General features: G+C 45.4%; 9 protein-coding genes. 6 read left to right on the top strand and 3 right to left on the bottom strand.

Annotation, left to right across the window (positions count from 1 at the left end; all coding sequences use genetic code 11):
- Nucleotides 1-146: 146 nt before the first annotated feature.
- Nucleotides 147-2075, bottom strand: coding sequence for a polysaccharide biosynthesis protein (locus tag NF543_RS15490; protein WP_257668870.1), 1929 nt, complete (start codon nucleotides 2073-2075; stop codon nucleotides 147-149).
- A gap of 308 nt (nucleotides 2076-2383) precedes the next feature.
- Between NF543_RS15490 and NF543_RS15485 the strand changes: the two genes are divergently transcribed.
- The 4 genes from NF543_RS15485 to NF543_RS15470 all read left to right on the top strand — a co-directional run bounded on the left by NF543_RS15485 (nucleotide 2384) and on the right by NF543_RS15470 (nucleotide 7299).
- Nucleotides 2384-3595, top strand: coding sequence for an alanine dehydrogenase (locus NF543_RS15485; protein WP_257668871.1), 1212 nt, complete (start codon nucleotides 2384-2386; stop codon nucleotides 3593-3595).
- 12 nt (nucleotides 3596-3607) lie between these two features.
- Nucleotides 3608-4522, top strand: a complete 915-nt coding sequence (locus NF543_RS15480; protein WP_257668872.1) for an alpha/beta hydrolase — start codon at nucleotides 3608-3610, stop codon at nucleotides 4520-4522.
- A gap of 436 nt (nucleotides 4523-4958) precedes the next feature.
- Nucleotides 4959-6383 (top strand): MATE family efflux transporter, encoded by a 1425-nt coding sequence (locus NF543_RS15475; protein WP_257668873.1) that lies wholly within the window; start codon nucleotides 4959-4961, stop codon nucleotides 6381-6383.
- Nucleotides 6384-6420: 37 nt separating this feature from the next.
- Nucleotides 6421-7299, top strand: coding sequence for a glutamate--tRNA ligase family protein (locus NF543_RS15470; protein ID WP_257668874.1), 879 nt, complete (start codon nucleotides 6421-6423; stop codon nucleotides 7297-7299).
- Here NF543_RS15470 and NF543_RS15465 read toward each other — a convergent pair.
- Nucleotides 7296-8576: a replication-associated recombination protein A gene (locus NF543_RS15465; protein ID WP_257668875.1), complete on the bottom strand. Its 1281-nt coding sequence runs from the start codon at nucleotides 8574-8576 to the stop codon at nucleotides 7296-7298. The two genes, NF543_RS15470 and NF543_RS15465, sit on opposite strands and share 4 nt — an antisense overlap.
- Before the next feature lie 179 nt (nucleotides 8577-8755).
- Between NF543_RS15465 and NF543_RS15460 the strand changes: the two genes are divergently transcribed.
- Together NF543_RS15460 and NF543_RS15455 are read left to right on the top strand one after the other, a co-directional pair.
- Complete coding sequence (locus NF543_RS15460; protein ID WP_257668876.1) at nucleotides 8756-9892, top strand: tetratricopeptide repeat protein; 1137 nt, start codon at nucleotides 8756-8758, stop codon at nucleotides 9890-9892.
- A 185-nt stretch (nucleotides 9893-10077) separates the two neighbouring features.
- Complete coding sequence (locus NF543_RS15455; RefSeq protein ID WP_257668877.1) at nucleotides 10078-12204, top strand: carboxy terminal-processing peptidase; 2127 nt, start codon at nucleotides 10078-10080, stop codon at nucleotides 12202-12204.
- Between the two features lie 153 nt (nucleotides 12205-12357).
- Here NF543_RS15455 and NF543_RS15450 read toward each other — a convergent pair whose 3' ends face one another.
- Complete coding sequence (locus tag NF543_RS15450; RefSeq protein ID WP_257668878.1) at nucleotides 12358-13017, bottom strand: DUF6266 family protein; 660 nt, start codon at nucleotides 13015-13017, stop codon at nucleotides 12358-12360.
- Nucleotides 13018-13570: the final 553 nt, after the last annotated feature.

Raw genomic sequence — 13570 nt, 5'->3', positions numbered from 1 at the left:
AATACACTTTTACAAATTATATGCAAGGTTTTTTGTATTGTAAATGTATGATAATGGCACAAGCTTTCTAAGTGTACTGCGTAGGTATGAAATCGGTGAGGGAAATAAATGGCTCAGGGCGGACTATGATAGGTATTTGCCCGAAATCAAAGATCAAGGGGTTTTTTCTTTTTTTTGTCTAATTCCTCATAGATGGAATTATTACTCTTGAATTCAGGAACCAATTCTTTCATTTTCAATACGATTTCCCGTTCATTTTGATTTTTGGCTGTTTTGATTAACAGGTCTATTTGTTTTTCAACCGTTTCAAAATCATAATCCCTTACTTTGGCAATCATGATTTTGCGATGATGAGTGGGCAACGTATTTTCCAGATCATTGAGGAGTTCTTCGTATAGCTTCTCTCCCGGTCTCAACCCAGAATATTCGATATTGATGTCTTTGTTGGGTATGAGTCCAGACAATTTGATCATTTTGCTGGCCAACTCGACAATCTTCACAGACTTGCCCATATCGAATACATAAATCTCACCCCCTTTACCCATGGATCCTGCTTCCAGTACCAATTGGCACGCTTCAGGGATCGTCATGAAATACCGAGTGATTTCCGGGTGAGTTACCGTCACCGGCCCCCCTTTTTCAATTTGGGCCTTAAAACGAGGTATTACCGAACCATTGGAACCCAAAACATTGCCGAACCGGGTGGTGATGAAACGGGTATAGGATTTACCATCACCGTTCAGTAAGGCATTCCGCTGTGCCAAATGGGCGAAATATGTTTGTACATATATTTCCGCTATCCGTTTGGAAGCCCCCATTACATTGGTGGGGTTCACAGCTTTGTCCGTAGAAATCATCACAAATTTTTCGACACCATATTCCACGGATAAGCGGGCGATGAGTCGGGTGCCCATAATGTTGGTACGTACCGCTTCAACGGGATGGTTTTCCATCATCGGCACATGTTTATATGCCGCGGCATGATACACATAATGCGGCTTGAATGTGCTAAACAGGGCATGCATGCGCTCTTTATCGCGGATATCTCCAATATAGGCATGATACACCTGGTTTTTTTGAAAATCTTCCAATTCTAGCTGCAATTCGTGCAAAGGAGTCTCCGCTTGATCGGTCAGGATAATCATTTGAGGGGAATATCTCCCCAATTGCCTAGCAATCTCGCTGCCGATGGAACCGGCGGCCCCCGTAACCAAAATACGCTTGCCAATCAATTGCTCGCGAATCGATTGGTTGTCAATCTTAATGGGCTCGCGCTCCAAGAGGTCCTCAATCCGCATCTTCTGGATTTGGCCAGGTGTCACTTCACCATTGATAAGGCGGTTCACCGGAGGCATGGTGAGTACTTTGATGTTCTGCTCCAGGCAGATGTCTACAATATTCGCTTTTTTTTCTATGGGAATATTATGGGAAGAAATAATCAGCTCATCTACTTTGCCTTGTAGGATGAGCTGTTCAAAATAGTCAGTATGGTATATACGTACACCATCAATGACCTTGCCTACCTTCTGTATGTTATCGTCAATGAATGCGACTACTACGTTGTTGGAATTATGGTCATGGTCCAACGTTCTTTTGGCGGCAATCCCGATGTCCCCAGCCCCGAAGACGACGGTTTGCCGACGAGTCACCTTCATATTTTTGATGTACAAAAAGAACAGCTTGACCGTTGAACGATAAGTGATCAACAGCAAGAAACTCATCAAGCCATAGGCAATCAAGAGACTATTGGATAATAAGGGCACATAATTGAGGGCTATCAATACCGTGTTTAGCAAAAACAGAAAAACCACGCTCAAAGATACCGATGATAGGATACGTACCGAATCTAGTGCGCTCGTGTAGCGCACAATGCCAGCATACATTTTCAGCTGATAGAACACTCCCGTATTTACAATCAATACAACCAACAACTTGCGACTGAAATCAGTAGAGTTAATCATGACATAGGCAAAGCTGTTCAGTAACAGGTAAGCAAAAAACAATGCAAACGCACTACAGCACAAATCGAGCGTGAAAATAATCCAACGGGGAACGATGTTAAACCTATCAAACATCCAATATGATTAAAAAGGCATTAAATCAGTACGATACATCATGGCAAATGCGTGTCAAATATACTGATTTTCCAATAGTAAACAAGCTATTCTGTGTTTAAGTTTATTTCGTTATTGATAACAAGTAGCAATTTTTTCAACTGGCTAATTGTTTTTACCTACCGTTATTATTAAAACTTTGATTATTTTCGCATGTTGAACCCAAATTTTAGTGAGAAAGCATCCGCCAGCTGGCGGATATCTACCTGCATTAGGCAGGGTTTTATTACCATTAAAGCAAAACATATGCTAATAAAAATGTGCGTATCATGAGTGAGCTATCTAAATTGGCGCGCCAGGCTTTGTTGCAGCCGCAGGAAGCCATGCTTGAAACCGGAAAGAAGAAAAACAATCTTTATATTGGGATACCGAAGGAGATCAGTTTTCAGGAGAACCGTGTGCCGCTAACTCCGCTTTCCGTTGCCTTGCTCATTGAAAACGGCCATGACGTGGTACTAGAAAGCGGTGCGGGCGAAGCGGCCAATTTTCTCGATCACCATTACAGCGAGCAAGGGGCCCTCATTGTACACAACAAGGAGGAGGTTTATAAAGCTGACATCATTATCAAAATTTCCCCCCCTACAATGGAGGAAATAGCGATGATGCGGAGTGGGCAGGTGTTGCTTTCATCGCAACAACCTTCATTGATGAGCCTCGACCATCTTCATGCGCTTATGAAAAAGAAAGTAACGGCGCTTTCCTATGAATACCTGCGCGACGAAGGCAAGACCCTTACCGTAGTGCGTGCTATGAGTGAGATCGTTGGTGCCACTTCCGTCCTCATTGCGGCAGAATACCTCAGTAATGTATTTGAAGGCAAAGGGTTGATGTTGGGCGGCATTACGGGAGTGCCTCCCACCGAAATGGTTATTTTGGGAGCGGGTACTGTGGGTGAATTCGCGGCGCGAACTGCTATAGCATTAGGGGCACAGGTGAAGGTATTTGATAGCTCGGTTTACCGGTTGAGGCGTTTGCAAAACAATGTGGGCAGCAGGGTATTCACATCGGTTATTCAACCCATCGTATTGCGAAAAGCTGTCATTTCGTGCGATGTGGTGATCGGGGCCATCAGAGCCACTAATGGTCGAAGCCCTTGCATCATCAATGAGGAAACCGTTTCGAAAATGAAACCCAACTCCGTATTGATTGATATAAGTATCGATCAAGGGGGGTGTTTCGAGACTTCATCCATTACCAATCATGACAAACCAGTATTCAGGAAGTACGATGTAATCCACTATTGTGTGCCCAACATCGCTTCAAGGGTGGCGCGAACGGCTACCTACGCGTTGACCAATATTTTTACGCCTATTCTTTTGGACATCGGGGAGATGGGCGGCATCATGAACCTGATCTGGGCTAGACCAGGTTTCCGAAATGCCATTTACCTTTACCAAGGACACTTGACGAACAAAGATATAGCAAACAAATTCAACCTTACACCCAAGGATTTGGATTTACTAGTCGTTTCTAACCATTAACAATAAGCACATATGCAAAATTTGAAGGCTGTTTTATGTCTGGGGATGTTATTTGCCGGAACGACGTCTGTGAGCAGCCAGGTCGTCATTGACCTATACGAGGGCGATGTGCCCAATAGCAAATCGTTTGCTTTGGAAGAGGCCGCCGTTACGGACGGCAATGGGATTACGCGGGTTTCTGGGGTAACCGTACCCACACTCACGGCCTACCTTCCCGCTGCGGGCACCGTTAATACCGGTAAAGCCATAATCATCTGCCCGGGAGGAGGATATAGCATTTTGGCGATTACCCATGAGGGGCACGACATTGCCAGGTTATTAGCGGAAAACGGCATTGCCGCCTTTGTATTGAAATACCGGTTGCCCAAAGACGAAATCATGGTCGACAAACGCATCGGTCCATTGCAGGATGCTCAGCGCGCCATGCAACTGGTACGTGAACGGGCGAATGAGTGGGGTATTGCCCGTGATAAAATCGGCGTTGCAGGTTCATCTGCTGGCGGCCATCTGGCATCCACCCTTTCCACCCACTACCGGGATGCGCTCATTGACAATCCGAACGGCATCTACCTGCGCCCTGATTTTTCGCTGCTTCTATACCCAGTGATCAGCATGCAGGAGGGGATGACCCATGGTGGTTCGCGGAAAAACCTGTTGGGAGATAAGCCCGAGGCGAAGAATGTCACTCTTTTTTCGAACGAGTTGCAAGTAACCTCCGATACTCCACCTGCTTTTCTGGTGCATGCCGAAGACGATAAAACGGTACCCATTGCCAATAGCCAAGCTTATGCGGCGGCATTGGCAAAACACGGTATCGATGCCCGGCTAGTCACCTATCCGGCTGGCGGGCACGGGTTCGGCTTGAATAACAAAACTACGGAGGATAAATGGTTCGATCATTTTTTGGAGTGGTTGAAAAGTAATTAGCGCTTTTCAATCCGCCTCTATTCTTCAACCATTAATTGAACGCGATGAACCAGCTGGAGCTGGCGATTCGTTGGGGACGATATCGCCAGCGGACCAGTGATTCACAAACACACATCATATACATGATAAAGAGCATGCCGAAGTTTTAAGTTTTTGATAACTAGGGGTATGTATAGATCTGAACGAATTAAAAGTGTTCGTTTCCGAACAGTAGGTGTGTCAAAAGCGTGCACTTTTAATGGTTTCATGTTTTTTCCAAAATATTTTGGCCGAGTACCGAAAAATAATCTATCTTTGGCCACCAAATTTTTACTCCGATGAAAATATCAGGAGCCCGCACCTGCTAAATAAGGGCCACACCTTTCTGTAACGTAGTTTTGATGGTTTTGCCAAACCGTCGTTTTTCTATTTTCCTTTTTTTCAACTTTATATTAATATGTCAGATATTCGAAAATATCAGCGTGGGTTTGCTGGTTTTTATGTATTGCTCAAACAGTCTTTAGCAGGCAAAGATGTAGATTATACGACGGGAAGTATCCGTAGGTCGGTGATGTTACTTGCTATTCCCATGATGCTGGAGATGATCATGGAATCGGTATTTGCCTTGGTCGATTTATATTTCGTGGGCCACCTATCCAACAGCAGTCAGGCGGTGCAGGTGGTGGGATTAACGGAATCCGTCCTTAGCATTATCTATGCCATTGCCATCGGAATCAGCATGGCGGCCACCGCTGTCGTAGCTAGGCGGGTGGGTGAGAAAAATCCCGAAGCTGCCGGGAGGGCGGGTATTCAAGCCATTCTTATCGCCATTGCCATAAACGCGGTGATTAGCATTGCAGGCTTGGTGTTTGCCAAAGATATCTTGTTGCTTATGGGGGCTTCACACGATACCGCCTTGCAAGGGACACCTTTTGTACAGATTATGACAGGTGGAAGCACGGTCATCATGCTTTTGTTTTTGATTAACGGGATATTCCGTGGAGTAGGCAACGCAGCCATCGCCATGAAAAGTTTATGGTTAGCCAATATCGCAAATATCGTGCTTGACCCTATCTTGATTAATGGCCTGGGTCCAATACCGGCCTTTGGGTTGACGGGAGCAGCTATCGCTACTACCGTGGGCCGAGGTATAGGGGTGTGCTACCAATTGTATTATTTGTTTGGCAAGGATTTCGTGCTGAAGGTGCGCTTAGCGCATTTTGTGCCCCGTTTGAAGCAAATCAAGGCATTGCTTGCTATAGCCATGCCAGGCATGCTCCAGTTTGCCATCGCATCCTGCAGCTGGATTTTCCTGGCGCAATTGGTGGCTGTTACGGGGGGCGATCATGGCTCGGCCGGTTACCAAACGGCGCTCAGGCTCATGATGTTTTTCATGTTGCCTGCCTGGGGGCTAAGCAATGCAGCCACCACATTGGTAGGACAAAATTTAGGCGCAAAGCAGTTTCTGCGGGCCGAACAAGCTGTAATGAAAACCGTGAAATATAACATGATATTCATGTTGATAGTGACCGTCATCTTTTTGCTTTTTAGCCAGCTGTTGGCAGCGATATTCACCAATGATAGCCAGATACAAGAAGTGACCATACGTGCGTTGCGCATCATGTCCGTGGGATTTGTTTTTTACGGACTGGGTATGGTGATGGTTAATGCATTCAATGGAGCTGGGGATACACGTACACCCACATGGATTAACTTTTTTGGGTTCTGGTTATTTCAGGTGCCACTGGCCTATCTATTAGCCAAGTATTTCGCTCTAGGGCCTGATGGAGTATTTATTGCCATCCCCGCATCGGAGATTGGTATCACCATCGCAGGGTTTATATTATTTAAACGAGGGAATTGGAAGAAGACAGAAGTATGACGAAACCTCATCATAATTCATTAAGTTTGGCATTGCGATGAGCGGAAACCTTGCTTTCAAACGTACTCGAATTGCCCCAACACCCAGTGGGTACTTGCACTTGGGTAATGCATTTTCCTTTGCAATCACGGTGGCCCTTGCCCAGCAAACGGGAGCACGGATTTTCCTGCGCATTGATGATTTGGACAGGGAAAGAGTTAGGCGGGAATACATAGAGGACATTTTCGAAACCTTGGATTATTTGGAGCTTCCTTGGGATGAAGGCCCAAAAAATTACAATGAATATGAGACGATATACTCCCAAATCCACCGTTTGGATTTGTATCACGAAGCCTTGCATAGCCTGCGTGAACGGGACTTAGTATTTGCCTGCGACTGTTCTAGGTTGGACGTGTTACGAAGGGATGCCCAAGGGGTTTATTCCGGAACATGTAGGAAAAAAAAATTGCCTTTGGGTGGAGTAGCATACAATTGGCGATTGGATACCTTAGCCGAAAACACGCTCGCCATCCGTGGTTTAGATGGCAATACGCAATACACCATACTTCCCACATCAATGCGGTATTTTGTGGTTAGAAGAAAGCATGGTGCCCCCGCATACCAATTGGCGTCCGTGATAGATGATGTGCATTATGGCGTGGATTTCGTGGTCCGTGGCGCGGATTTATGGGAGTCGACCTTGGCCCAACATTACTTAGCCAACGTACAGGGGTATATGGGCTTTCTTAACAGTATATTCTTTCACCATCCACTGCTAAAAAGCAATTCAGACAGCAAGCTATCCAAATCGGCAGGAGCGACATCGATAAAGTATCTTCGTGAGCAAGGCAAAACCAAAGCGGAAGTTTATCAAATGATAGGCCATATGCTGGGGTTGAAGCATCCAATATCCAGCTGGGAGGAATTAACCCCCTAATATCCATATTTATCTTTCCAGTTCTGCCGCAGTTTCTCACGCAATTTATCTTCAGCGGGATTGCGTCCGGGGTCATAGAGTTTCATGCCACTCAACGTTTCGGGCATAAACTCCTGGTCAGCGAAATTACCTTCGTAGCTGTGGGCATATTTATAGTCCTTGCCATAATCCAACTGTTTCATCAGCTTTGTTGGTGCATTGCGGATATGCAGCGGTACGGACAAGTCGCCGGTTTGCTTAACTAATGCCTGTGCTTTATTGATCGCTTCGTAAGCAGCATTGCTTTTGGCTGAGGAAGCAAGGTAAGTGACGGTTTGTGAAAGGATGATGCGTGATTCCGGCCAGCCGATAACATTCACGGCTTGGAAGCAATTGTTGGCCAAGAGGAGTGCATTGGGATTGGCGTTGCCGATGTCTTCTGAAGCCAATATAAGCAACCTTCGAGCAATGAACAGCGGGTCTTCGCCGCCCTCAATCATGCGGGCCAGCCAATATACAGCGGCATTGGGGTCACTCCCTCGAATCGATTTGATAAAAGCCGATATGATATCATAATGCTGCTCGCCGGCCTTGTCATAGATGGCCATGTTTTGTTGCACCTGTTGGAGCACAAAGTCATTGGTGATTTCGAGTGGTTTGCCATCGACCGCATTGACAACCAATTCAAGCACATTCAGTAGTTTACGGGCATCGCCACCCGAAAGCCTAAGTAACGCCTCATGCTCTTTCACGGCTACCTGCTGTTGGCTGAGATATTCATCTTCATGGAGGGCCTTGTTGACGATGTCGAGGAGCTCGTTTTCCGTGAGGTGTTCTAGCACATATACTTGGCATCGTGAAAGTAAGGCTGATATGACCTCAAAGGATGGATTTTCCGTGGTGGCACCAATGAGTGTCACCAATCCCCGTTCTACGGCACCTAAGAGGGAGTCCTGTTGTGATTTTGAAAAACGGTGGATTTCATCGATGAAAAGGATAGGTTGTTCCTGATGGAAATTTTTTAGTTGTCCGGCTTTATCAATGACCTCGCGGACATCCTTTACCCCCGAGTTGATGGCGCTGAGACTAAAAAATGGCCGGTCCAATTGCTTGGAAATGATAAAGGCAAGCGTGGTTTTGCCCACGCCGGGCGGCCCCCATAACACCATGGAGGGGATATTGTTGCGGTCAATGGCGTTGCGTAGCACCGCCCCTGGCCCAACGATGTGTTGCTGGCCTACATAGTCCGCTATTGTCGTTGGGCGCATCCGCTCTGCCAAAGGTATCCGTGTTGCCATGATTTTTAGCAAAAATAGGGAATAAACTTTTGGGGAACAAATAGCGGACGTAATTATCTTCTGACAGTTGGACGTCGGATATGACATATTTTCATGAAGTTGGATTGGTATCCACCGAAATCCGCAGACTATTAATAAAGGAACAATTTTTGTATCTTAGTGCACTATTCGCGATAGCTATGAAGATAATACATAGGCTGCAAGGATATGCAGCATGCTTTTGTTTCTTTGTCTTGGGTAATCAGTCGACTCTTGTAGGTCAGCAGAAAACCGACTTTTCAGGCTATATCGCTAAATATGACAGTACATTTTCCGGTATCGGTCCGGAGGTATATTTCCTCCCGCCACCTAAATCGGAGGAGGAATTGCTTGACGATCGGTATGCGGAAAAGGAGATTGACTCCGTTCTGGTGGATGAATACATAGACCGGATGAAATATTACCACAGATTGAGTATGACGGGTAACACATTGGCCATTGCCAAGTACCTGCCCCTTACCATTGCACAAACAGAAAGCGTGGAAGGCCGATTGTTGGTCGAAATAGACCGTGCTGAACGACAGGGAAGCGTAGATTTGGTGGCCGATCTTGAAAACCGTTTGGGGATGGAATATTTGGCAGCTGGTGCATTCGACTTTGCTTTGGAGTTTTTCAAGAAAGCTATGGAGATAAAACAGCGCAATAACCATGCGTTGGACCGCGAAATTATCGCACACAACTTGGCTGTCACCTACGAGTCCTTGGGGCAACTGGATAAGGCACTAGGTTTGCGCCAGGAATTGCATGATCAAGCCATGAAGTCTCGTAATAACAACCAGCAAGCCTACACGATGATGGAACTGGCAGCCATAAAGGCTAAGCAGGGTTTTGCCTTTGAGGCCGAACGCGATATCATTCGAAAAGTGGTGCCCTTGTTCCGCCGGGCAAAGAACGAGGCCGGCCGGGCCACGGCATACCGCACATTGGCAAATATCTATGCATTACAGCATAAATATCCGGAAGCACAATGGTTTTTGGTACAGGCTAAAACAATCGCCGATAAAGAGGGAATAGTGGATCAAATGCCGGAAATTATCTTCAACCTCGCGGAAACAAAAAAACAATCGGGAAACCCGCGGGTAGCCATTGAAGAGTATATAGTGGCGGATGGTCTGGCCCGCAAAGATAACATGATCGGAATGCAATTGGCCATCCAGGACGCACTTGGCGATCTTTACCACCAAGCGGGCAATTACGATGAGGCAGCTGCAGCGCTAAGCCGGTATGATACGCTGAAAAACATGCTTTTTAATGGAACCGACCCAGTGGATAATTAACTCTTGTTGATATTCATTTTTTCTGGTGTCGATTTGTAACGAATTTAAGAACAAATAGTCAGTATTACATTAATATAACAGGGGTTAACAGTTTTTTGATTAAATTTATCGGCTAAATTGTAGGGTGGGATTGTGTGGCTATTATCACAATCAGCTAAATTGAGATTTAAAATAGAATGGAGAATATGTTGAAGAAAGTTTTTTTTGCGTTGTTTGTGGTAGCCATTGCAGCTTGCGGTTCCAAGCCGCGAGTCAACTTGGAATCGGAACCGGGAGCCTTGCAGCCCACAGCACAGCATGCGGTGATTGCCAAGGATGTGGTAGGGTTATTTGAATCGGTAAGCTATAAGAAAGTGCCTTTTGGCGATTCCATATCTTCCATTATCTTCAATAACCTTATCGAAGCCATGGACCAAGGCAAAAACTATTTGATGCAGTCAGACATCGATGGGTTTGAACAATATCGAAATACGTTGAGTAAGGACTTCCGTGATGGCGATTTAAGCGCGGCATACCATATTTTCAATGTGTACATGAAGCGTTATCTCGAGCGGTTGGAGTATGCTTTGGCGGCGGTGGATGCAGATCATGATTTCTCAATAGACGAAACTTATGTGTATAACCGCGAGAAGGACGGTTGGTTTGCTTCTGAAGCGGAAGCCGATGATCAATGGCGTAGGCGGGTAAAGTATGATTTACTGAATCTTCGGCTTAGTGGCAACGGTGATGATGATTCAACCGCTACAAAGCAAAAGGAAACATTAGTTAGCCGTTACAAGAACCTGATCTCGATGGCTAAGAAAACGGATAATAATGAGGCTTTCCAGATTATCATGAGTGCGTTGACCGATGCCATTGATCCCCATACCAGCTATTTCAATCCTTATTTTGCACAACGGTTCAATGAAGAGATGGCCAATACTTTTGAGGGTATCGGTGCACGGCTTACCATGGAAAACGAAGTGGTAAAGGTAGCGGAAGTCATCGTTGGAGGACCCGTATATAAGGAAAAGGCATTGAGTATTGATGACCGGATTATTGGGGTTTCCCAAGGTAAGGATGGGAAATTTGAAGATATAATCGGTTGGAAGCTCGACCACGCCGTTTCAAAAATCAAAGGCCCAAAAGGCACCGTAGTACGCCTTAAGGTTATTCCAGCAGGAGAGGATTTGACCGCGGAGCCAAAAATCGTATCGTTGACGCGTGAAAAAATCGTTATAGAGGAAGAGTCTGCGAAGCGCGAAATCAAGGAAGTGATTGGCGAGGATGGCAAAACTTATCGAGTAGGTATCATAAGCTTACCTAAATTCTATATTGATTTTGAAGCTTACCGTAAAAACGATCCCAATTATAAAAGCACTACACGTGATGTTAGGTTACTGCTCGATTCGCTGAGCCAGGAAAATGTGGATGCGGTGGTAATGGACCTACGCTTTAATGGTGGGGGCTCATTGCAAGAATCCATTGAGCTGACGGGCTTGTTTATCGATAAGGGACCTGTGGTGCAGGTACGTGACACACGCAATCGCGTTGAAGTGAATAGGGATCAAGATGAAAGTGTGGCATGGGATGGGCCTTTAGGAGTGATTATCAATCGTTTCAGTGCATCAGCGTCTGAGATTTTTGCCGCAGCCATTCAGGATTACGGCAGGGGAATCGTTTTGGGATCGCAGTCCTATGGTAAGGGAACAGTACAGTCGGCAATCGATATGAGCCGGGTAATCAGCCCTACGGATCGTTTGTTGCTGAAAGCCAAAGCGGACAATAAAGAGGGGCTTCCAGTTGGCGCTCCCCAATTTGGACAGATAAACATCACATTGGCCAAGTTTTACCGGATCACGGGGAGCAGTACCCAGCACAAAGGTGTTGAACCAGATATCGTATTCCCTTCCCTGTATTCTGCCGAAAAATATGGGGAAAGCTCCGAGCCCTCCGCGTTGCCATGGGATCAAATCAACGCTACGGATTTCGTCCCACTAGCTGACTTGAACAACGTAGTTACCCAATTGGCGCAGAAGCATCAGTCGCGTATGGAAGCTTCGCCTGCTTATAAATTTCTACTGGAAGATATTGACGTGATGCAGCAGCGCGAATCTGAGTACAGTGTGACGCTTCAAGAAGATAAATTAAAAAAGGAACGTGAAGAAAACCGCTTAAAAAGTAAGAATCGTACGGATGCCCTCAAAAAAATGCAGGTAAACCTGCCCTTGGGTGGTGTAGCTACTACTTCAAACATTGACGAAGGACTGGATTTTATCCAAGAAGAAAGCTTATCCGTTGTGGCAGATTATGTGGCTTTATTGAAGAAATAGCTGCTGATCACTTTAAAAATACGTCGAGCCATCTGCCTGTAGGCGGATGGCTTTTTTGTTTATAATCTTGCTAACCTTGACACCACAACCACGGCACCATCAAATCCAAACCAGGACGCGAGATACTACTTTTCGACTTGATTATAGCTAGCGCTATGGGTTCTGTTCGAGTATAATCGTGCCCGCATATGCGCTATTGGAGACGAGCCCGGATTCCTCGTCGATGAAGGCGATGTAAGCATTGCAGGGGCTATCGACCAGATAACGGAGGTCATTCACTGCTATCGTATCTTCCAATTGATAAGCTCTTGCTCCATAGATGTGATAGTCAGAGGTATTTTCACTGGGTATATGCAGCAGTAATAGCGTTCGAGCCCCTCCCGGCAAATCACGTGGACCGGGTTTATCCCACTTGAAGCGTACCACGTCCCCATCCTGTTTCGCAACGGGATTTGCGGGTGGGGTCAGCGGTCCCTGACTAAACCTGAATGCTTCGGGGTTGACGGCAAAAACACCGTCGGTCACCTCCATGATGGCCTTGTTGAGGTTGTAAGACATAGCAGCATTGTGCCCGCTTCGGGGCGAAGCATTGTCCTTAAATCCGAAACGGAGCAGCCTTTTTATCGGTCGTAACCATTCCTGCATCACGGTAAATCTGGCGCGTTGCCTTGCCTGAAGTGGGGTTGGTTTGCGCTTCTTTTTGGGCTGATGGGGTAAGGAGCGGGCACGTGTTTGGTTGCCCACCTGGTAAAAAATGACGTTGCCAACCCTGCCTGATACCGGTCCGTTAATGCCTTCTGTTAGGATGCCCATATACCTATAATTTAGTCTTCATTTACCCCAAATCTAAATAAAATAAATAGATAAGCATAAAATAATTTTGATTTTAGTTTAAGTTTATTCGGTTTCTATTCGATTAAACTCCGAATGAAATCCGAACTAATTCCGAATTTTAACCGAATTAACAATATGATAATATTAGATTAGTTGTGAGCCGGGGGTAATGGATACATAGCCAATACAGCGATTGTTGCTCCTATAATTGGTGCAGGTGTTAAGAGCAACATCAACGGTGTGGAAGCTATGAACTTTCTAAAAGTGCTGTTTGCATCGTGTCGACAGAAATAAAGTAAATACCATAACAAACCAAACCAGCGTTTCATATTTTTAGTTATTGTACTAATATACTGATTATAAATAATATAGTAAAATATTTGAGAAATTATTTGGATTGAATGTCGGAATGTCTTATACTTGCATTTGTGGTTTAATTACCAGACCATACCAGACCAATTTGAACAAAAGTAATAGGAGGATGTGATACCAATTAATAAACCGTCAAAATGGTACAATTTTATGTTATGTC

The sequence above is a fragment of the Parapedobacter tibetensis genome (assembly GCF_024704835.1).
GTDB lineage: Bacteria > Bacteroidota > Bacteroidia > Sphingobacteriales > Sphingobacteriaceae > Parapedobacter > Parapedobacter tibetensis.
The sequence above is the reverse complement of the archived record's forward strand: the minus strand, read 5'-3'. Positions and strand labels throughout refer to the sequence as shown.